Consider the following 22249-nt stretch of genomic DNA (forward strand, 5'->3'; position numbering starts at 1 on the left):
TGACAGGACCTCTTGAATAGATAAATTTGCGTGAAAATTCTTGCCCGCGAATTTACTATTGGCATGTGACGCACCAATGACACTATCGACAATGTCTGTCGTAATGCGAAGGTCACAATTGGCTTTTATAGTGTGCCCACCAAAATCCATGGAGCGCATATCATGATCAAGTCTGTCGTTCGTAACAGCATATTCAGTCTCGCTTTCAGCGTGCTGCTACCGCTGGGTCAGGCAGTCGCTGCCAGCAATATGGTGCCTGACTATGAAGTGAAGTTGCTGATGAACCCGAATGTGGTTCTGGATGCTGATCACAAACTCAAGAGCACAGTACTGAACACTTTCAATATGCCGATTTCTGTGACGAAGATGAATGTCGTGTTCTTGGACACTAATGCCAAAGATATTTATGGCAATACCTGGATAGCCCGCATACGCAAGACCGAAGGTGAAAGTGATTTTGAGCTGACTTACAAAAAGCGCTATGCCATCGACAATGGCAATATCACCGAGGCCCTGTATAAAGCCAATGCGGAAGGTTTTGATTCCACGGAAAAGAATGATGAAGCCCAGGTTGAATGGGGTTATCAAAAGAAAACCCTGAGTATTTCCAACAGCAAGACAGACAGCAAATCCGGTTATAGCGGCATGGACCTGCCATCGGCCAGTGACTCTCGCAGCCTGCTCAAAAAGAATATCCCTGGCAAGCTGAATAACTGGCTGTATAGCGGCTGGGGCAAATCCATGCTCGACAGTTCGCGCAAGTATGGCCCCATCCTTGCCAAGCGCTCAGTCGGCACCTGGAGCGGCTTGAAGCTGTATATCGAAGTCTGGCCTATCCTGAACCAGGCTGGTACAGGTACTGAGTACATCGTCGAAGCTTCTTTCAAGACCACGAGCGAAGCAACAGCTTCGGCCAAGCATGATGAATTGCAGGCTTATCTGATTTCGCGCGGATGGTTTGTGGCAGAAGATTCGCTGAAGACTCAACTCATCATGGATCGCTATTAAAAATCCCTAATTTAAGAATTCCTAATGCCTTGCCAGCGTGGCGTTAATGCATGTGGCAAGGCAAACATGTCGAGTACACGGCCAAGAGTATGATCGACCATCTCTTCTATGCTTTGCGGTCGGTGGTAAAAACCAGGCAGGGGTGGGAAGATGATGCCACCCATTTCTGTGACGGCTGTCATATTGCGCAAGTGCGCCAGGTTGAAGGGGGTTTCTCGCACCATTAAAATCAGGCGGCGGCGCTCTTTCAAGACTACGTCGGCAGCGCGGGTGATCAGGTTGTCGGACAAACCATGGGCCACGGCGGCCAGGGTTTTCATCGAGCAGGGCGCGATGACCATGCCATCAGACAAAAATGAGCCGCTGGCGATGCTGGCACCGACATCGCGCACATTATGGACGACATCAGCCAGAGCGTCGACATCCTTGCGCTTCAAGTTCATTTCCTGATGCAAGTTCAATACACCTGCCTCTGAAATCAGCAAATGACTTTCTACGCCAGAAATATTACGCAAGACTTGCAGCAGCCGCACACCATAGATGGCACCTGTTGCACCAGTAATGGCAACAATCAGGCGCTTGGGGGCTGCGACTTCAGTCATGCCTTGCTTAGTCTTTCAGCAAAGTCTGCAATTCGCCGCTGTCAAACATTTCATTCATGATGTCAGAACCACCAATGAATTCCCCTTTGACATACAACTGCGGTACGGTAGGCCAGTTGGAGAAGTCCTTGATGCCCTGGCGCACTTCCGGGTCTTCCAGCACATTCACGGTGACCATGTTTTGTACGCCGCAGGTCTTCAACAATTGAATCGCACGGCCAGAAAAGCCGCATTGCGGAAATTGGGCAGTACCCTTCATGAATAACACTACAGGGTTTGCAGTAACGGTTTCTTTGATCCAGCTTTGTACGTCGCTCATGGCTATCTTCCTAAATCAGTAATTATGACTAATACCAGCATTATAGTAGAAAGCCCCGTCCAGTGTCGCTTGGCTCTGCGGAGGTAAGCGCAGGTAAATTAATTTGCAGTTTCTGGCGCGATAATCTATTAGTGTTACATTAAGACCTTAGAGCCAAACAAATTGGCCATGTCTCTGGAGACCCGTATGCAAATGCGTGACACTGGAATTTCCTCTGGGCAAACGCCGCATGGTTCTGGCATAAGTCCTGCTTCATCTGCCCGCATGATGATAGAACAGGCACATGAACGCTCCGCCGCCTATGGCTTACCGCGCACGGCTACGCCTGACTATGGCCCGCTGGGCAAGACTGATCTCAAGACCTTGCTCGAGCAAAACCGGGTCTTGCATCAGCATGCCTTGCCCGTGATGGAAAATTTGTATGAGCAAATAATTAACACACACAATATGGTCATCCTGACCGATGTGAATGGGCTCATCATTCATACCCTGGGCGATGCGGATTTTCTGGAAAAAGCGGACAGGGTGGCTCTTAGCCCCGGCGTTGCCTGGTCAGAGCGCAGCAAGGGCACGAATGCCATAGGCACGGCCATTGCCGAAAAAACACCCACCATCGTCCATGCAGACCAGCATTATCTCGAAGCCAACAATTTTCTGACTTGCTCGGCCGCACCTATCTTTGATGTCATGGGCAATGTCATCGGTGTGCTGGATGTCACTGGTGACCAGCATAATTTCCACAAGCACACCATGGCACTGGTGCGCATGTCGGCGCAGATGATAGAAAACCAGTTATTTGCTTCTTCTTTTCAAGATGCCATCAAACTCAGCTTTCATAGCCGCCCGGAATTCCTGGGCACCCTGATGGAAGGCATCGCCTGTTTCGACAATGATGGCCGCTTTTTATCTGCCAGCCGCAGTGGCCTGTTCCAGCTGGGTTTGCCACTATCTGCCTTGCAGACGCATACCTTCAGCTCCCTGTTTGGTTTGCCTGTGTCAGCTTTGCATGAACACTATCGCACAGCGACACCGGGTTTGCTGACGTTGTGCCTGCATAATGGTGTGCGGGTGTATGCCAAAAGCCAGAGCCTCAAGCGCCCCTCAGCCTCCGCCAGGCATATACTGGACAATGCGCGTGAACCGCAGGCGGCAGAAATCAAATCCAAGCTATCGAGCCTGCATTATCTCGATACTGGCGATGAGCAACTTGCCCGCGCCATCGATAAACTCAAACGCGTCATAGGCCGTGATATTTCGATACTGGTGACGGGCGAGACTGGCACCGGCAAGGAATTGCTAGCCCAGGCGGTTCATAATGATTCACCGCGTAAATCAGGCCCTTTCGTCGCCGTGAATTGTGCGTCCATACCAGAAACCCTGATTGAATCAGAGTTATTCGGTTATGAAGACGGTGCATTCACCGGCGCACGCAAGAAGGGCAATATAGGCAAGATCTTGCAGGCGAATGGCGGCACGCTATTCCTCGATGAAATCGGTGACATGCCTTTGAATCTGCAAGCCCGCTTGCTGCGGGTTTTGCAGGAGCGTATGGTGACACCGTTGGGCAGCAGCAAATCCATCCCCGTCAATCTTGCCTTGATCTGCGCCACCAACCGCAACTTGCGCGAGATGATAGGTAAAGGCGAATTCCGCGATGACTTGTATTACCGCCTGAATGGTCTGGTAGTACGCCTGCCCCCTTTGCGTGAACGCACAGACCTCGATGTCGTCATCGCCAAAGTCTTGACGACTGAGAGCGAAGGCAGGCAATACAGGATAGCGCCTGGAGTTATGCAGTTGTTTCATGCCCATGGCTGGCCGGGGAACTTCCGCCAACTGACGAATCTCTTGCGCACAGCCATCGTCATGACGGATGCCGATATGGAAATCCGTCTCGAACATTTGCCTGAGGATTTTCTGGAAGACATGGACATGGCACTCGCGCCAACTGCAATGCCTTTGACTCAAACACCATTCAGCCTGGATGCATTGGAAATGGATGCCATACAACAGGCCCTGCAACAGTACCAAGGCAATGTATCTGCTGCTGCCAAGGCGCTGGGCGTGTCGCGCAATACGATATACCGCAAGCTGGCGGCTTTGAAGAGCGATTGATCAAGCCTGCGGGCCGTGCAACACGGTCGTCCCCAACAAATTATTTTCTTCATCCGTGAACAGGCGCGAGCGTGTCAGGAAGCGCTTACCCGTGCCATTGTCGAGGGAAAACATACCGCCCATGCCCGCCACCACATCAATGATCAACTGTGTGTGCCGCCAATATTCAAACTGATCACTGCCCATATAAAACGGTGTGCCATCCAGGTCACCCAGATATACGTCAGCATCGCCTATGCCATATTCATTCCTCGCGTAACACAGTGGTGAACTGCCATCACAGCAACCGCCGGACTGAAAAAATAATAGCGGGCCGTATTTTATTTGCAGTGCACTGATAAATTCCAGCGCAGCAGGTGTGGCGGTGACGCGAGCGGGTGCTTGGTTCATGTTTTTGTATAAGTCGTTTTACGTTAGGACCAAAAAGCTCACCACAGAGACACAGAGGCACAGATAAGTACAAGAGAAAACCTGAAAGAATGTATTTTCAATTTCGTCTCTGAGCTTCATTCTCAATTGAAACACAGGCAAATGATAGAAGAATTTCTCCAGTTTTTCTCTGTGGCGCAGCAGGGAATTCAAGTAGCATGCTACTTGCCTGCGGAACGAAGGCGGCATGCAGGCCGCCTTTCCTTCCTCCGTGTCTCTGTGTTGAGAGGTCTTGAACTTAATGATTACTAAAAGAACCCCATCGCGTTCGGGTTATAGCTCACCAACAGGTTTTTAGTCTGCTGATAGTGATCCAGCATCATCTTGTGATTTTCACGCCCTATACCGGATTGTTTATAACCGCCAAATGCCGCATGTGCCGGATACAGATGGTAGCAATTGGTCCAGACACGGCCCGCTTCGATGGCGCGGCCAACGCGGAAGGCGCGGGAGCCGTCACGGGTCCACAGGCCAGAACCCAGACCGTACAAGGTGTCGTTGGCAATTGATATCGCCTCTTCTTCATCCTTGAAGGTAGTGACGGAAACGACAGGTCCAAAGATTTCTTCCTGGAAGATGCGCATCTTGTTGTGACCCTGGAAGATAGTCGGCTTTACGTAATAACCCTTGGCCAGGTCACCATCCAGCATATTCCTTTCGCCACCTATCAAGAGCTGCGCGCCTTCTTGTTTGCCTATGTCCAGGTAAGACAGGATTTTTTCCAGTTGTTCCTGTGAAGCCTGCGCACCTATCATGGTGGTGCTGTCGAGCGGGTTACCCTGCTTGATGGCGGCAACGCGCTTGATGGCCCTCGCCATGAACTGGTCGTAGATAGATTCCTGTATCAGCACGCGCGAAGGGCAGGTGCAGACTTCGCCCTGGTTCAGCGCAAACATGGCAAAGCCTTCCAGGCATTTGTCGAAGAAGGCATCGTCCTGATCCATGACGTCGGCAAAGAAAATATTCGGTGATTTCCCACCCAGTTCCAGCGTGACAGGGATGATGTTTTGCGATGCATACTGCATGATCAGGCGGCCAGTGCCGGTTTCACCAGTGAAGGCAATTTTGGCAATGCGCTTGCTCGATGCCAGTGGCTTACCTGCTTCCAGGCCAAAGCCATTGACGATATTCAAGACGCCGGGTGGTAGCAGGTCCTTGATCAGATTGATCAACACCATGATGGATGCTGGGGTTTGCTCTGCCGGTTTCAGGACGATGCAATTGCCTGCTGCCAGTGCTGGTGCCATCTTCCATACTGCCATCAGAATAGGGAAATTCCATGGGATGATCTGGCCGACCACGCCCAGCGGTTCATGGAAGTGATAGGCATAAGTCTGGTCATCGATTTGCGCGACAGTGCCTTCCTGCGCCCGTATGCAACCGGCGAAATAGCGGAAGTGATCAATCGCCAGAGGAATATCCGCCGCCATGGTTTCTCGTATGGGCTTGCCGTTGTCTATGGTTTCTGCGGTGGCCAACAGGCTGAGATTGGCCTCCATGCGGTCTGCAATTTTATTCAGGATGTTCGAGCGCTCGGCAAGCGAGGTCTTGCCCCAGGCCTTCTTGGCGGCATGGGCAGCATCGAGCGCCAGTTCCACGTCTTCTGCGGTGGAACGCGCGACTTCGCAAAAAGCCTGGCCGATGACAGGGCTGATATTTTCGAAATATTCACCCTTGACCGGAGCCACAAATTTACCGCCTATGAAATTGTCGTAGCGTTTTGCGAAAGGATTGCTGATACCGAGTTTGCTGATGTCTGCCATGTTCATGATGGTCGTCTCCGTTGTTTATTAGATGGTGCGCATAAGCTGCGACACGGGGATCACAACGCAAACGGCGTGCCATGCTGGGAATGCTTTCCTGGTGGAAAAATAAAACAAACGCGGATTAGCTATAGAAAGAGTGCAGAGGGGAATTTATTGCTGGTACTGGTGATGGACTTGCTGGGAAGGGGGATATAGAAAATCCGGGTGTCACAATATTTCGCAACTCTGATCAGACTGTCACAATTTGGAACAGTCTGATAACTCCTTCCCCTTCAAGGGGAAGGCCGGGATGGGGATGGGTTTCTTTAGAAAAAAATTACTCACTGATCAATCGGACCCCATCCCCATCCTAGCCCATCCACCGCGCAGCTTGCAAGCTACTTAGATGTTATCGGCGCAAAGCATGCTTTGCGAAACCCCGATAACATCTCTTAGAAAGGGAGAGAATTAAAAATCACTTAGCCACGCAACTTCGCAAATGCCGCTGCCATCGCATTACCAGCAGGTGCCGGTGCCGGTGCCTGGGTTTGTGAGCGGTGTTGATTGAGGCGCTTGGCATCGTTACGGTCACCTCGCTGTTCAGGCTTGCTGCCAGCTACCGGCGCAGCATCCGTCAGGCGCATGGTCAGGGCGATACGCTGGCGTTTGACATCAACTTCCAGCACTTTCACCTTGACGACCTGGCCAGCCTTGACGACAGTATGCGGGTCCTTGACGAAGGTGTTGGACAGGGCAGAGATATGTACCAGGCCATCCTGATGCACACCAATATCAACGAAAGCGCCAAAGGCGGCAACGTTGGTGACTACGCCTTCCAAAATCATGTCTGGGCGCAAATCCTTGATTTCTTCCACGCCATCCTTGAAGGTGGCGGTAGTGAATTCTGGACGTGGGTCACGGCCTGGTTTTTCCAGCTCACCAATGATGTCGGTGATGGTCGGTACACCAAATTTTTCATCGGCGTATTTAGCTGGATTCAAAGATTTCAGCAAGCCAGAGTCGCCAATGACGCCCTTGACGTCCTTTTTGATGTCCGCCAGGATTTTTTCTACCAGCGGATAAGACTCAGGGTGGACTGCGGATGCATCAAGCGGGTTGCTGCCATTCATGATGCGCAAGAAACCGGCGGCTTGTTCGAATGTCTTGTCACCCAGGCGCGGTACTGCACGCAAGTCTGAACGCGAGTTGAACATGCCCTTGGCATCGCGGAAATTGACGATGCTTTGTGCCACGCTGGACGACAGTCCAGAGACACGCGCCAGCAAAGGTGCAGAAGCCGTATTCACATCGACACCAACCGCATTCACGCAATCTTCAACCACTGCATCGAGTGAGCGCGCCAGTTGTGACTGGCTGACGTCATGCTGGTACTGGCCTACACCGATGGACTTGGGATCAATTTTCACCAGCTCAGCCAGTGGGTCTTGCAGGCGGCGTGCAATTGACACTGCGCCACGGATGGACACATCCAGGTCAGGCAATTCTTTGGAAGCAAATTCAGAAGCGGAATACACCGATGCACCCGCTTCAGAGACAACGATCTTGGTCAGCTTGAGTTCAGGCTTGAGCTTGATCAAATCGCCTGCCAACTTGTCGGTTTCACGCGAAGCCGTGCCATTGCCGATGGAGATTAGCGAGACATTGTGTTTGGCCGCCAGTTGCGCCAATACATGCAGGGAACCGTCCCAGTCATTGCGGGGCTGATGCGGGTAGATCGTCGCGTATTCAACTACTTTACCTGTCGCATCAACGATCGCTACCTTGACGCCGGTGCGCAGGCCAGGATCGAGACCCATGGTGGCGCGTGGGCCAGCAGGGGCTGCAAGCAGCAGGGCTTTGAGGTTACGGGCAAATACATTGATGGCTTCGATTTCTGCGGTTTCGCGCAGCTTGCCCATCAACTCAGTATCGAGATGCATGAAGACTTTTACGCGCCAGGCCCAGCGCACAGTATCGACCAGCCATTTATCGGCAGGGCGGTCTTTCTGGCTGACGCCAAAGCGGGCAGCGATGCGGCTTTCGCAGGGGTTCAGCGGTGCATCCCATTTTGGTTTTTCTTCTTCGCTATCCAGACGCAGCGTCACAGTCAGCATTTCTTCACGGCGGCCACGGAACAAAGCCAGGGCGCGGTGAGAAGGGATGGTGCCCAGAGTTTCTGAATAGTCGAAATAATCGGCGAATTTTTCACCGGCTTCTTCTTTGCCGGCAACGACCTTGGATTCCACGATGCCGTGGTCATTCAGGTATTCACGCAGGGCTTGCAACAGGGTCGCGTCTTCAGCAAAACGTTCCATCAGAATCTGGCGTGCACCATCAAGTGCCGCTTTGGCATCCGGCACACCGGGGTTGTCGCCATTGTCGGTAGTGAACGCTGGTTTCAGGTAATTCGCGGCTTCGGTATCTGGGTTCAGCATAGGGTCGGCCAGCAAGGCATCGGCCAGCGGCAGCAAACCAGCTTCAACGGCGATCTGGGCCTTGGTGCGGCGCTTGGGTTTGTAGGGCAGATACAAATCTTCGAGACGGGTCTTGTCTTCGGCGTGGGTGATGGCGTCCAGCAGTACTGGCGTCATCTTGCCCTGTTCTTCTATCGAGGCGATGATGGCGGTGCGGCGGTCTTCCAGTTCGCGCAGGTAGCGCAGGCGCTCTTCCAGCAGGCGCAACTGGATATCATCCAGGCCACCGGTCACTTCTTTACGGTAACGGGCGATAAACGGGACGGTTGCGCCTTCGTCCAGCAAGGCAACAGCAGCAGCAACCTGAACTGGCTTGGCAACCAGTTCTACGGCAAGTCTTTGTTCAATCGAAGGCAACATAAATCCAGAATCCAGACATAAAAAAAGCAATCAAGGCGCAGATGATACGCAATTTGTGACTTTGCGCCAGTCTTGACAGCAGGCGCAGACTAGGCTTAGTTCCGACCAATTTTCATTTTTGCCAGTCAGAAATTGAAATCGCGGGCAAGAAAATAACAAAGCTGCCCCGTATTCACGGGGCAGCTTACCCGGCTCGTGACTACCAAGCTTATATTTTCAACAAGCCATGGACCAGATATCAGCGCTTGCAGCATGTAAAGCAGGTGCTGCAGTTGCGATTACCTGTACCTGTGCTGGTTCTACGCCCGTCAAGCCTGTAATGCCAGCGGCTGTCAGCACGAAGGCATGTGATTCATAGGTGTTGGTATTCATGGCAGATCCAACTATCCAGCCCTTGTCATTGATGTCCGTCGCATTCGCCAGTGTCCATCCGGCGTCTCGTTGAGACTGGTCGAGAAATTGATTCAAATCGACGGGGGCACTGTCAGGTGCATTCCAGAGCAGGGCGTGGAATTGACCATTGGCGCTGATTTCTGAACCGACTATCTGGTTTTTATTATTGATGGCACTTGCATAACAAAAAGATCCCGCGGCGCTTTGCATGATCGTTTCTTTTTGATTGTTCCACAGCACAGGATGTGCGTACATCTCGTCGTCAAAGATATATCCTACGACCATGCCACTATCATTGATGCTGTCGGCTGCGCCGTGATGCGTTGGCGATAAATTGATGATATTGCCATCTTTCCAGATGACAGGATGGGTATAGTCGCCGGGCTCAACTCCAGAAGCCCAGCCAGCTATCACGCCATCATTATTGATGGCTAACGCATTACTGTCCGTGCCGCCCAGGGTGCCGAGATCAATCACTCCTTTGTCATTCCATAAGGTGGCGTGATGTGTATCCCATGAATTGCCGGTAAAGCTGTTGCCAACGACCACACCTTTGTCATTGATGGCATTGGCACTACTCTTGTACAGGCCATCGCTCAATGATGCCAGGTAGTTTGTCTTGCCGTCTTGCCAGATGGTGGCGGTTACCTGGAAATTGCCATTCACTTCTTTCAGCGAAGAGCCCACGATGGCGGACAAGTTGTTGATCCCGTAGGCATGGCTCTCAACATCTGCCAGCAAGCTGGTTTTGGGGACGTAATATGAATTGTCCCAAAGTACTGCATAGGTAGTCTGGACACCATATTTAGATGAGCTATGTGAGTTGCCAGATTCATTTTTTGTATCACTGCCTATCATCTGGCCAGCATCGTTGATGGCGTTGGCAACACTATACTGGCCGCCAAAAGTGCTCAGGTCTGCATAAGTGTAGATGGGTTTTTGAAAACTTATTTCGTGTAAACTTATTTCGTTTAAGGACATGCAACAGGCTCCAATGTTGTTGTAATCAATCTAGGCTTTTTCAGGGTGATGCACGAAAACTTAACCAAGCAATACGATATCAAGGTAGCAGTTTTCGCAAGTCTTGTTGGTTAATTGGTATGATGGGAGAAACTTTGCACCATCCCCAAATAACTGATTGCTTTGACAATGTTGCTATTGTATTAGTTCTTGCTTTTAAACATTATTTTTATTTTAAGATGACTATTTCTACCAAATTCGTTTTGCGGTGCCTGTTCCCCGTCTTTGCTATTAGCGCGTTGTGCATGTCGAATGCCATGGCTATCGAAGATTGCGAAATGAACAAAGAGAGCGTCAATTCCGCCAACGGCAGTACGACGGCAGGCAAGACTGGCATCATGAAATGTGTGGACAGGAATACTGGCAAGCTGGTGCGCGAGCAGGAATTGCGTGCGGGTGTTTTCATGGGGTTGGTACGTTATTACAAGGACGGTGTTTTGTTCAAGGAACGCAATGTCAATGAGCACGGCAATACCGATGGACAGTCGCGCGAATTTGCGCCGAATGGACAAGTGCTGCGTGAAGAAAACTATGTCAATGGCAGCACCCGCGGCCTGGTGCGCGAATGGTATCCCAATGGCGCAGCGAAGCGAATTTCTTTTATTGGTGAAAATCCCAAAGAAAAAGCCACTGTTAAATATACACAGGACAAGCAATTGAGTGCAATTGAATGCGCCGACAAACCTTTGCTGGCACCGCATGCAAATGATGCAGCCCTGTGCGGTTTTAATGGCAAACCGTCCAAGGTGCAACTGTATGCAGAAGGCGGGCGATTGCGTAGTCAGTTCACCTTGCTGGCGGGTGAGATTCAGCAAGCCAGCTATTTTCACGACAATGGCAAGCCTGAAACGGTAGATGAAGTTGGCACTAAACAAAAGACGCGCAAACTATATTCTGACACCGGTATATTACTCAAAGAAACAGCGTGGAATGTCACAGAAAAACCTGCTGCGATTGAGCGTGAAGTTGAATATCATGAGACTGGCCCGAAAGTGCGTGAGCAGTTGTATGCATTCCTTGAAAAAGATGGACGTCGCCAGAATCGTTTGATATCCGACGCCAGTTTTTACCTGAATGGACAGCCGAAGCGTAGCGAAAAATTTACGCTTGAAAGCAAAGGTGATATCAAGGAAGTTCGCAATTATTTTGATAGCGGAAAAATGTCTAGTCTTGAGCGTTATGTCTATGAAGGCCGCTACCGTGAACGCCCGGTTGGTGTTCATCAGAGTTTTGCGCAAAACGGCACCTTGGTGCGAGAATCTTATTACGATGAGCGTGGCCGCATACAGCGCGAACGTAGCTGGGATGAAAACGGTATGTTACTTGCCGATGACCAAGTCTATGAAGATGGATCGCGCAAGGCATTTTCAAAATAATGCTTTCGAATTGCCATTGATAAATCCTCTGTCATGTTGAATTTTTTTGCGAGGTATTGGCGCGCAGTTTATGCGCCGGAACATTTCATTGCATTGGCTGTCATCGCGCTCTGCTTTCTGTTGTCTGCCTGCAGCGTTGCCGACTTGCAGCGTGAGCGGGTGGCAGTCAATTCACATGAATTTAAATTCAGCGATGGCGGCAAGTCGATTTATTTTGACATGGAGAGAAAGCCCTGGCAGCAAAGGAATGAAGAGCAGCCGCTGGCGAATGTGATCTTTGTGATTTCCGGTTCAGATTGTGTCAGCATGGGGCCTTTTTTACCCCAGTATTTTTCTGGCCTTGAAGGCGAGAGTGGCCGCACGCGGATTTTCATCATGCACAAGCGTCATATCTTGCCGGGCTCGAATGGTGTCGCTTGCGGTGAAGCCTATAAGCGTGCTGACTATCCTTCACACTGGCAAGTTGATCAACTCGAATTCATCCGTGCGCAAATGACGACCTTGCAAGCGCAAGGAAATATGCCGCAACGCCTGATCATCATGGGTATTTCCGAAGGTGCCGAGCTGGCACCCGTACTGGCGCAGCAATTACCTGCGACGCATCTGGTTTTACTCTCGCATGCAGGTATGAATGCGCTGGATGTGTATGCGTCACTGGCGAAGAAAAATCCTTCGATGCTCCCTGCCTGGCAGCAATTGCAGAGGGGCTTAAGTGCTACGCCCGCTGATCCAGATACAGCGCGCCTACATGGCCGCAGCTGGCGTTACTGGTCAGAGATAGCTGCCATTCCACAGACGGCTAACCTGCTGGCTCTGAACATTCCGATACTGCTGGCCGTCGGAGATGCTGACCCGGTTATTCCTGACGATGCAATCGCCCGTTTACGGCAGCAGTTTCAAGCGGCAGGACAAGTCATTGACATACGACATTTCCCGGGCGCTGGCCACAGTCTCAGCACAAAGGACAAAAACTATTTGCCTGATTTCATGCATCAGATTGATCTGTGGTTGTTGGAACATAAACCGGAAAATAAGCAGTGAGATGAATTACTGTTAATGTACGGCAATTCATATCGAAACAGTATTCTATTTCCTCTATTTCATTACAACTAGTTACAAGAACTTCGGTTTCGTAGCAGTTAAAGCTATGACAAAAATGCAAAGCCTTACTATACTTATCGTCTATGCGTACGTGTGGATATTTCCATGCGTGCGTTTTGCATTTCACCCTACACTAGCTTTTTATAATGATAACTATACGCCTCTCCTCGCTCACCCTGACACCTATCGTTGCGGCACTTGTGCTCACGGGTTGCGTGACTACACCAACGCATGATAGCAAGGTTGCTGCTTCACTCTCAGTGGCAAAATCCGGTCAGATTGACGAAGCGATCAGACAGGTAGAGGCGCAAACACAGGGTGCGAATAAAGCCGATTTGTTGTTGAATCTGGAAAAAGGCGAATTGATGCGCGTAGGCAAGCGCTATAAAGACAGTCTGGACGCTTTTGACGTGGCCGATGCCAAGGTAAAAATCTGGGAAGAAACTGCCAAATCATCACCGCAAAAACTGATGAGTCAGATCGGTGCCACCATCATGGGTGATGCCAGCCGTGACTATGAAGGTCAGGACTATGAAAAAGTTATGCTGACGACGCGCATGGCCATGGACAGGCTGAACCTGGGCGACCTCGATACTGCCCGTGTTGATATCAAACGTACGCATGAGCGTGAAGCGGTTATTGCGGAGTTCCGTTCCAAGGAAACAGCGGAAGCAGAAAAAGAGGCCAAGGACAAGGGTGTGAGTTCTACTGGCAAGGAACTCAATGGCTACCCGGTGGAAACCCTGAATGATCCTGAAGTGCTGAAACTGAAGAACGGCTATCAGAATGCACTCAGTCACTATCTGGCAGGTTTTGTCTATGAAGCCCTGAATGAACCTGGCCTGGCTGCACCTGGCTATCGCAAGGCAATTGAGTTGCGCCCAGATTTGCCAGTGCTGGAAGATGGTTTGAAAGGCCTGGATCAACGTACCAGCTTCCGCCGTAAGAAAGGCGTGACTGATGTACTGTTCATTATCGAGGCCGGGAATTCACCTGCACGTCAGTCCAAGAAAATTGCCTTTCCTGTGCCAACTGGCCGTGGCCTGGTGACGATCTCTTTTGCTTTCCCTGTTATTTATGCTGATCCGAATGCACCAGTGATCAATAATATTCGGGTCGGAAATCAGGTGCTGCCAACTGCGCTGGTGACGGATTTTAACGTGATGGCGCGCAAGGCTTTGAAAGACGAATTGCCAGGCATTTACACCCGCGCCGCTGTACGTGCTGTGACCAAAGGAGTAGTGCAGGATCAAGTCAATAAAAACTTTGGTGCGCTGGCCGGCCTGGCAGCCAATATTGCTGTTGCTGCCACGGAAAGCCCGGCAGATGACCGCATGTGGCGCAGCCTGCCATCGCGTGTATTTGTGGCGCGTGCGTTTTTGCCACCCGGCGACTATGATTTGAATTTCGGCAATCGCGGTGATGCGGGCAAGATCACTGTAGATGGCCGTTACATGGTCGTGCCTGTGCGTATATATCAGGACAAGACTTATATGGGCGACCTGGCAAAATTTGGCAACGTGGCACCTGTGGCGCAAGTGCAGGATGAGCCAGAAGGCAAAGCAGCAGAAACCAAGCCTGCAACAAAGGGCAAGCCAGCAGTAAAAGCAAAACCTGTGGCAAAGGCCAGTGCGGCAACCAATACTAACACCAGTACCAATAATACTGCTGGTAGCAAATCCAACTGATAGAAGAGGATCGAAGAGGATATATGAAACTGATTTCCAAACAATTTGCTGCATGCTCCGTTTTGCTTGCTGCCTGCTTTGCCACCCCCGTTTTTGCTCAGGACATTCCTAACGCATCTTCTCCTGGTATTGCTGCCAAATTGATGGTGCGCGGCACGCTTGAAGGTGTGCAGGTAACTGATCTGCGCTCACAACGCAAGAACGATGTCATGGTAGTGCAGGCCGAGATGGTCAACCTGACCAACCGCGATGTCCGTGTGTATTACCGTTTCCGCTGGACTGATGCGGCAGGCATGCAGGTAGGTGACGGTGAAGTCTGGAAACCATTGATGATACTGGGCCAGCAAAGCCAGTTCGTCAAAGGCACGGCTTATGGTCCGCAAGCGACAGATTTCAGGATAGAACTCAGCGCAGAACCACGCTAGTCACCTATGGGTGAAAGAGTTAACAGTAAGTAACAAGATTATTTTTACGGAGTACATATGAAACGCATTTCCTCACTGTCCAAAAGCTGCGCGCTCGTCGTCTTGCTTGGCCTCTCACTGACTGCCTGCCAGACCAGGCTGTCTCAGCCTACTGTCAGCCTGGCCCGCCAGGTTACGTATGGCGATAACAAGGCGGTAGAAACTGTCACCAACGAGTTTGGTTCTACCGACCTGCAAATGATTGCAGAAAAAATGGTTGGTTCCTTGCTGGAAGACCCGGTACTGGCAAATCGCCCGACCATGACTTTGGCTGGCGTACGCAACAAGACCAGCGAATACATCGATACCAAATCCATCATGAACAGTATTCAGACTGCATTGGTGAAAAGCCGCAAGGTGAAATTCACCCGTAGCGCTGATGAAATGCAGCAAGGCGTCGATGAGTTGCAACGTCAAAATCAAAGCGGTTTGTATAAAGCCCAGGGCAAGGCAAAAATCGGCAATATGGCTGCTGCCAAATATTCCCTGGAAGGCGAGATCGTTTCCATCGTCAAGCAAAATGCCAATACCAAAGACGTGTTCTACAAAATGACTTTGAAATTGTATGACGTCGAAGAAGGTTCCATCGAATGGCAAGACGAAAAAGAAATTCGTAAAACTTCCAAGCGTTAATCTCAGGCTTTACTCTGAAGCGCAATTCTGAAGCGCTATTCATTCAAAGAGGCAATACGATGTTGAATCTGAAAAAACTGATGGCAGGCTTGTTCTGCTCTGTAGCGGCATTTTCTGCCGTTGCGGCCGAACAAAAAATCACCATCCCCAAAATTGCGGTGACTGATCTGACGTATGAAGAAAAAGTCAGCGAATACTTCCGTGTGGTTTCTGCCTCAAGCAAGAGCAGTGTCAAGGGTAGCTATAGTGAACGTGAAACCGATCACAGCTATTCCCAGCGCGGCAATGTGAACGCCAAGAGCGAAAGCAATTACTACGAAGCTGAAGGTTTCTACACCTATATTGACCGTGGTGAATTGAAGACCTATACCGCTGATCTCAAAGGCGCCCTGATCAAAGGTGGAGGTGTTTCTTTGGTGCAGGCTCGTCCCTATGTTGGTAAGCCTATGGAAAAAATCTACGACATCATAGGCCGTATCAAGCAGGGTATGTACCCAGGTGCTGATTATGTCTTGTTTGGCACTGTCAGTAACATCCAGTTCCGCCAGGAGAGTAATCAACTGCAATACGGTAATTCCATGACAGCCAGCCTGTCGCTGGATCTGGTTGCTGACTTTAGTCTGATCAATACCAAGACTTATGAAGTCAAGGCAGCTTTCAGCGCCAGCGGTTCTGGCGTCGATACCAAGATCATCAGCCGTGCCGGTGACCGTGTCGTGTTTAGCCGTGGCAAGGTCATGCAAGAGACTTCCCGTAGCCTGGCTGATGCAGCTTATGATGAGTTGCTGGTACAGTTCGGCGCACCACGCGGCGCTAACCGTGGCCAGTATGGCCGCGTGCAAAATGGGCAGCCTGTGGTGCCTGTGCAAAATACTGAACCGGTGACTGTGTACAAGTAAGCGACTAGCAGTAATCTAAGGCAAAAAAGCCTGGTGTGTTCACCAGGCTTTTTTTGCATTCTGGAATACAGAGTGCTCGCAGGCATACAAAATCAGGCTTCTGGATTGATATCGACTTTATACAAGCTCTTGCCATCGATGTCGTGGATGGACACGGTCATTGCCCTGGTCTTGGCATCAATTTTCGCAATGCCAAAAAATTGCAGCAATTCTGCCGGTGAACGGTTTTGTTTCATGCCCTGTGGAACGCTGACGTATTTCACATCGGGTCCAAAGGTTTGATCGACTTCATTCGGGCCAAAGGTGCCCGCATTCAAGGGGCCGCCGACAAATTCCCAGAAGGGTTTGAAGTCGGTAAATTTCGCTTTCTCCGGCGTGTAATAAGTCGCCGCTGCATAGTGGACATCGGCGGTGACCCAGACCACGTTCTTGATATTGTGTTGCTTGATGAATTTGAGTATATCGGCAATTTCCAGTTCACGTCCCAGCGGTTTGCCATTTTCACCATTCGCCCAGGCTTCATAAGTGCCTTTGGGGACATCCGGGTTCAGGTCGGGTACCACGATGGAAATTGGCATGTCGCTGGCAATGATTTTCCAGGTTGAGCGTGAACGTAGCAGTGCCTGCTTCAGCCACTGTAATTGCGGCTTGCCCAGGAAGGCGGCATCTTCATTCAATGTCGTTTGCAGATTCGGTGAATTCTTGCCACGGTAGCTGCGCTCATCGAGCATGAACACTTCCAGCAAGGGGCCATAACTGAACATGCGGTAGATACGGTCTGGATCATGCTGGTCTATGCGGTAGGGATTGTATTCAAACATTGCCCGGCGCGCATTGGCTGCCAGGGTATTCAGATCGCGCTGCTGGTAACGTTTTTCTGCTTCGCCTATTTGCTGGCCGGGGTACCAGTTATTGCGTACTTCATGGTCATCCCATTGCACCAGGAAGGGTACTTCCGCAGCAAAGCGACGCTTGTTTGCGTCCAAGAAGTTATAGGCAAAATTGCCGCGATAATCTTCAAGGGTTTCTGCCACTTTGGACTTGGCTGGCGTAGTGATGTTATTCCACAGGCTGCCATCGTCCAGTTTGACTTGCGCCTGTATAGGGCCATCAGCATAAATCTGGTCACCTGAGTGGATAAAGAAATCGGGCTGAAAGCGGCGCATGCTTTCATAAATGCGATAGCCGCCAAAACCTTCATTGATACCCCATCCCTGGCCAGCTTCATCGCCAGAAAATGCAAAGGTAATGTCGCGCTCTTTGCCGCCTGGCAGCAGCAAACTGCCTTGTACGGCTTCACTAATAGCAGAGGGGTTTTGCAGATCCTGGAAACGCACGCGGTAATAAGTGCGCTGGCCTGCGGGCAAACCACTCAAGTCGATGCGTGCTGTGTAATCTGTGCTGGGCAATGCCAATGGGCCATTGAGGCTGGCAGCATTTTTGAATGCGTCGTTATTCGCGTACTCAAGCAGCATGCGCGCGGGCCTGTCGGTGCGGCTCCAGATGATGGCTTTGTCGCGTGTGATATCGCCGCTCATGACGCCACACGGCAATTGTGGGCGTAGCTTGTCTGCGGTGATGAGTACGGGTGCTGTTTGTGCGCGCACGATTTTGGGCAGGCTGGTCGCTGCGATGATGGCAGCAGCGCCTGCGCTGGCATTGCACAGGAACTGGCGGCGTTGCAGTTCACTCTTGCCTGGCTTGCGATCCTTGGACATGGCTATTCCTTACGGAGACTGTAGATAGCCTTTATTCTAAAGTGCCAGTATGACCAAGACATGTCAATGCAGATGTAGATTTCATTTAGTGTGCTGCCAGAGCCGCAGTAAATAATTCATCGTCCCGCCTGCGTTTGCGAAATTCAAACACGGTGGCAAGCGTACGACCAGCATGCCTGCCGGCAGCAGCCAGGCGCATATCAGGATAAGCCAGCCCAGATAAGGTGAACGTTCGATGGCGCCGTGATAGGGTGTAAACGCAGGGACACTTGCTGTAGTTGAGGCGACCGCATGATCCTGAATATTGACCATGAGTACAGGTAAGTCCTCTTCGCTATTGATCGCGGGAGGCAAAGTAGCCGTTGCGTAAGAGGTCAGCATCATGCCGACAAAAAAGCAGAGAGCGCGAAGGTAGCTGAAGTGACTGTATTTGCAGTGCATGGTTTGCTCGTCATTCGTAAGGTGTCAGTTCAGATTTAAAAAAACTGCCTTGCCTGTCGCAGGTACCGGACGACAGGCAGGCAGTAAAACGGGAAAGCGGGAAAAACATCGGGAAAGGACATGCCTTGTTATTTCCCTTCCTGATTAATCTATCCTCCAGACGTACTGCACCTTGGTCCAGCTTTGCTGTGCTACGCCATCAATGGTGCCGGGTGTGAAGCGACACAGTGACAGGGCCTGGCTGGCTGCTTTGTCGAGATTGCGAAAGCCGCTGCTGCCTTCCGTCCTGGTTTCAAGCACACGGCCATCAGTACCTATCAACATGGCGAGGGTGACTGTTCCTGCATCACCACTGCGCAAGGCGCTGGCAGGATAGACAGGTTTTTCGCAACGGCTCATATCAACGACGGCTGCGACATGGACGGGGTTCTTTACAGCTTGAATGCCTGTTCCGGTACCTCCACCTGGCACGCCTGTGCCTTCAATGACTTTTCCTGTATTGCCTTCGTCTGTTTTGCCACCACGCACTAGAGGAGGGGTAACGGACGGCGGATCATCCGGTACCACTGTCGGAAGCGCGATAGGCGGATTTATGGGTGGGGCCAAAGTTGGGAGCGTAGTTGACGGATGATCGGGTTCTACAGGTTTGATTTTTTCAATTTCGTGAACAGACTCGGGTTTAAAAAAAACTGGCTGGCTGATCTTGATCTTCATACTGTTTAGCAAAGCGGCCAACAAGGCCACATGCAGCACGGCGACGACACCCAAACGTGACATGCGCTTGAAGGAATGTTGCTGGTTTTGTGTCAATTCCATTTTGTTCTCCAGGTTTGGGATCTGGTCCGGCGTGGCGCAAGCACATGCCGGGGCTGGCTTGGAGATGCAATTGTTTTGCCGCTTCTTAACTGTGGAAGTAGTTTTAAATGGCATTAATATGCAATCCATGTGCTTTAAGATAGCAATAAAAATGTCACTTGAAAAGCGTATATTTTATTTATTTTGTGATTTACAGATTCTCAGGCGATGTATTTATTGTTAATTTAATCATTTCGGCACCGCCTGAAAAAAGATATACCTACTTCATTTCTGCTTGCAGCGCTGGTTAGCGCTGTAGCCGAATTGAAAAAACCTGTCAACAATCGCCTTTATCAATATGGCCCATGCTTTATGCGCTGCTGCTAATGCAATTGCTAGTAAAAAGCATTACTATTGCGTTTGATGAGTAAATAACTCTGCTAATTTATAAGGTGTTGTAATTATGCAAAATGGCATACGGGTATTGCTGGCGGATGATCATCCCATCGTGATGACGGGTTTTGCCATGTCACTGGGCAGTTTGGGGATTACTGTGCTGGGGCAGGCCAGGACGCCGCAAGAGGCATTTGAGCAATATGCCGCTTTGAAGCCGGATGTAGTGATACTGGACATACGCTTTGGTGCCGACCTGACGGGCCTCGATGCAGCGCGCGATATCCTCGCGCAATTTGCCGATGCAAAGATTGTCTTCCTGAGCCAGTTTGACCAGGATGCGCTGATCAAGGAGGCTTATCGCCTCGGTGCCAAGGCTTTTGTCACCAAGGACTGTGATCCGGCTGATCTGGCAACCGCTGTGCAGCGTGCCCATCAGGGTGAATTGTATTTCCTGCCGCAGATTGCAGAGCGTCTGGCGAATCTGTCAGTGCGTGGTGATGAGTCACCACAATCGTTATTGAATGAGCGTGACCTTGAAATTTTCAAACTCATGGCAGAAGGCTTGACCAATGCCGAGATCGCCGAGAGACTGGACCTGTCATTAAAAACCATCAGCAATGTCAGCCAGGCTATCAAGGAAAAACTAGGCGTACACCGGCCTGCCTATATCACCAAGCTGGCGGTCAAACATGGGTTGATCGCACCGTGATGCTGTTGCAGACAACGTTACATGCATTGATATCGGCCTTGATCAAGGCAGTGCGGCAATGAATTTTGCCGCGCTCCTTTGGCGCAACTGGGATTTGCGCTCGCGCCTGTTTCTCATCATCTTTGTGCCTGTGATCTACATGTTCTGCTCGGTAGTCTGGTATTCCTATCAGTCGCGCCTGCAAGAGGGCAAGGCAGAATTGCTGGAACGTGCCTATGTGATCTCCACTGCCCTGGCCGAGAGTGTGGAATACAATCTGCTGACCAAGAACCTGTCCGGCCTGAAAAGCACCATGACGGATGTCATGCTGTCAGACCGCAGCATTGCCAGAATAGATGTGCTTGATACTAACAAGAAAGACATCTTGCACATTATTTCTACAGAAAAAGTTCAGCAAGCGGAACATTCGGTAGAAGTACCAGTCAGACGTCAACTGGTATGGGTAAATTTGCTGAAAGAATCCCGGACTACAAAATCAGGCGTCCTGCCGCTGACGACGGCCAGTACCGAAAGCAAGGACGCAGACATACTGGGCTATATCAGGGTCACCATGTCGGCGACGCGCATGCTGGCCAAACATAGCCAGCGCTTCATGTTTGAACTGGCAATGAGCGGGCTGGCGTTGTTTGTCAGTGCTGTGCTGGCGGTTTATCTGGCCTTGAGCCTGACGCGGCCCTTGCAAAAATCCATAGAAACCCTGCGTGAAATTCGTGAAGGTGATTATTCGAATACGCTGGAAGTGACTACCGGGGGCGAGATAGGTGATTTGCAGATTTCCATCAATGCCATGTCGATCAGCCTTCAGCAAGCCAAACAGGATCTGGAAAACAAGGTGCAGGAAAGAACACGGGATTTGATGGAGTCACGCAACGAGGCTTTGAAAGCCAATGCAGAAAAACGCAAGCTGATACAAAAGGTGCACAGCATAGTAGAAGATGAGCGCAAGAGCATCGCCATAGAAATACATGATGAACTGAATGCGTCATTGATTGCAGCGAGGCTGGAAGCGCAACGTATACAGCATCTTGCCGCACAGATGGTCGCTGGTGACGACAGTGAAGAAATTCAGGCGCGCGCCAAAGCCATCACCAAACTGACGCTGGATCTCTATGCCAATGGCCGCAACCTGGTGCGTCGCTTGCGGCCTGAAGTTTTGGACATGCTGGGTTTGCAAGGTGCGGTCGAAGACATGCTCAGGCATTACAACAGCAATGTGCCGGGTTGCCAGTTTCATTTTGATACTGATGGAGATTTTGCAGGGCTTGACAGCGGGCTGGCAATTTCAGTTTATCGCATCATACAAGAAGCCTTGTCTAATGTCATGAAGCATGCCGGGGCGACACAAGTGGAAGTGGCCTTGACCATGCTGGAAGAGCAAAAGAGTTTGCAGATAGAGGTCAGCGACAATGGTGTGGGTTTTGACATGCACCACAGCTCGGTTGGCATAGGCATCACCGGTATGCGCGAGCGTGTGGTGGCTTTCAATGGTGAGATTGAATTGCAGTCCTCGCCCGCAGCCGGGACGCAATTGCTCATACGCTTTCCGTTCGCATGAGCCTGAAAT

Annotated in this window: 19 protein-coding genes; 10 read left to right on the forward strand and 9 right to left on the reverse strand. The window is 50.8% G+C overall.

What is annotated here, in order from left to right; genetic code table 11:
* The first annotated feature begins 162 nt into the window (after positions 1-162).
* Positions 163-1008, forward strand: a complete 846-nt coding sequence (locus ACO0LG_RS15730; RefSeq protein WP_423027925.1) for a hypothetical protein — start codon at positions 163-165, stop codon at positions 1006-1008.
* A gap of 11 nt (positions 1009-1019) precedes the next feature.
* Here ACO0LG_RS15730 and ACO0LG_RS15735 read toward each other — a convergent pair whose 3' ends face one another.
* Entirely contained in the window at positions 1020-1610 is a 591-nt protein-coding gene (locus ACO0LG_RS15735; RefSeq protein WP_423027927.1) for a UbiX family flavin prenyltransferase, read from the reverse strand.
* Between the two features lie 7 nt (positions 1611-1617).
* The gene (grxD, locus tag ACO0LG_RS15740) at positions 1618-1929 is read right to left on the reverse strand and encodes a Grx4 family monothiol glutaredoxin (RefSeq protein ID WP_186955623.1); all 312 of its coding nucleotides are present in this window, start codon (positions 1927-1929) and stop codon (positions 1618-1620) included.
* A gap of 267 nt (positions 1930-2196) precedes the next feature.
* On the opposite strand from grxD, the gene ACO0LG_RS15745 reads away from it, so the two are divergent.
* Positions 2197-4044, forward strand: a complete 1848-nt coding sequence (locus tag ACO0LG_RS15745) for a sigma-54-dependent Fis family transcriptional regulator (protein WP_423028017.1) — start codon at positions 2197-2199, stop codon at positions 4042-4044.
* Here ACO0LG_RS15745 and ACO0LG_RS15750 read toward each other — a convergent pair whose 3' ends face one another.
* The 4 genes from ACO0LG_RS15750 to ACO0LG_RS15765 all read right to left on the reverse strand — a co-directional run bounded on the left by ACO0LG_RS15750 (position 4045) and on the right by ACO0LG_RS15765 (position 10426).
* Complete coding sequence (locus ACO0LG_RS15750) at positions 4045-4434, reverse strand: DUF779 domain-containing protein (protein ID WP_423027929.1); 390 nt, start codon at positions 4432-4434, stop codon at positions 4045-4047.
* Positions 4435-4721: 287 nt separating this feature from the next.
* Positions 4722-6242, reverse strand: coding sequence for an aldehyde dehydrogenase (gene adh, locus ACO0LG_RS15755; RefSeq protein ID WP_423027931.1), 1521 nt, complete (start codon positions 6240-6242; stop codon positions 4722-4724).
* Positions 6243-6697: 455 nt separating this feature from the next.
* Positions 6698-9052, reverse strand: a complete 2355-nt coding sequence (locus tag ACO0LG_RS15760) for a Tex family protein (RefSeq protein WP_423027933.1) — start codon at positions 9050-9052, stop codon at positions 6698-6700.
* 216 nt (positions 9053-9268) lie between these two features.
* Positions 9269-10426 carry a hypothetical protein gene (locus tag ACO0LG_RS15765; protein ID WP_423027935.1) on the reverse strand — a complete coding sequence of 386 codons (1158 nt, stop codon included), beginning with the start codon at positions 10424-10426 and terminating at the stop codon, positions 9269-9271.
* A 218-nt stretch (positions 10427-10644) separates the two neighbouring features.
* Between ACO0LG_RS15765 and ACO0LG_RS15770 the strand changes: the two genes are divergently transcribed.
* The 6 genes from ACO0LG_RS15770 (at position 10645) to ACO0LG_RS15795 (ending at position 16626) form a co-directional block, all read left to right on the forward strand.
* Complete coding sequence (locus ACO0LG_RS15770) at positions 10645-11841, forward strand: hypothetical protein (RefSeq protein WP_423027937.1); 1197 nt, start codon at positions 10645-10647, stop codon at positions 11839-11841.
* Positions 11842-11874: 33 nt separating this feature from the next.
* Entirely contained in the window at positions 11875-12882 is a 1008-nt protein-coding gene (locus tag ACO0LG_RS15775) for an alpha/beta hydrolase family protein (protein WP_423027939.1), read from the forward strand.
* A 206-nt stretch (positions 12883-13088) separates the two neighbouring features.
* Entirely contained in the window at positions 13089-14630 is a 1542-nt protein-coding gene (locus ACO0LG_RS15780; protein WP_423027941.1) for a COG3014 family protein, read from the forward strand.
* Between the two features lie 23 nt (positions 14631-14653).
* Positions 14654-15055, forward strand: a complete 402-nt coding sequence (locus ACO0LG_RS15785) for a YcfL family protein (RefSeq protein ID WP_423027943.1) — start codon at positions 14654-14656, stop codon at positions 15053-15055.
* Positions 15056-15112: 57 nt separating this feature from the next.
* Positions 15113-15727 (forward strand): penicillin-binding protein activator LpoB, encoded by a 615-nt coding sequence (lpoB, locus tag ACO0LG_RS15790; protein WP_423027945.1) that lies wholly within the window; start codon positions 15113-15115, stop codon positions 15725-15727.
* A 59-nt stretch (positions 15728-15786) separates the two neighbouring features.
* Positions 15787-16626 (forward strand): hypothetical protein, encoded by an 840-nt coding sequence (locus ACO0LG_RS15795; protein WP_423027947.1) that lies wholly within the window; start codon positions 15787-15789, stop codon positions 16624-16626.
* A gap of 92 nt (positions 16627-16718) precedes the next feature.
* Here ACO0LG_RS15795 and ACO0LG_RS15800 read toward each other — a convergent pair whose 3' ends face one another.
* The 3 genes from ACO0LG_RS15800 to ACO0LG_RS15810 form a co-directional block, all read right to left on the reverse strand.
* The gene (locus ACO0LG_RS15800) at positions 16719-18344 is read right to left on the reverse strand and encodes an alkaline phosphatase D family protein (RefSeq protein ID WP_423027949.1); all 1626 of its coding nucleotides are present in this window, start codon (positions 18342-18344) and stop codon (positions 16719-16721) included.
* Positions 18345-18425: 81 nt separating this feature from the next.
* A complete protein-coding gene (locus tag ACO0LG_RS15805) occupies positions 18426-18785 on the reverse strand; it encodes a hypothetical protein (RefSeq protein ID WP_423027951.1) in 360 nt (119 codons plus the stop codon).
* 144 nt (positions 18786-18929) lie between these two features.
* A complete protein-coding gene (locus ACO0LG_RS15810) occupies positions 18930-19601 on the reverse strand; it encodes an energy transducer TonB (RefSeq protein ID WP_423027953.1) in 672 nt (223 codons plus the stop codon).
* Positions 19602-20043: 442 nt separating this feature from the next.
* Between ACO0LG_RS15810 and ACO0LG_RS15815 the strand changes: the two genes are divergently transcribed.
* Both ACO0LG_RS15815 and ACO0LG_RS15820 read left to right on the forward strand, forming a co-directional pair.
* A complete protein-coding gene (locus ACO0LG_RS15815) occupies positions 20044-20685 on the forward strand; it encodes a response regulator (RefSeq protein WP_162060898.1) in 642 nt (213 codons plus the stop codon).
* Positions 20686-20743: 58 nt separating this feature from the next.
* Positions 20744-22240, forward strand: coding sequence for an ATP-binding protein (locus tag ACO0LG_RS15820; protein WP_423027955.1), 1497 nt, complete (start codon positions 20744-20746; stop codon positions 22238-22240).
* Positions 22241-22249: the final 9 nt, after the last annotated feature.

Source organism: Undibacterium sp. Ji42W, assembly GCF_049340405.1.
Classification (GTDB): Bacteria; Pseudomonadota; Gammaproteobacteria; order Burkholderiales; family Burkholderiaceae_D; genus Undibacterium.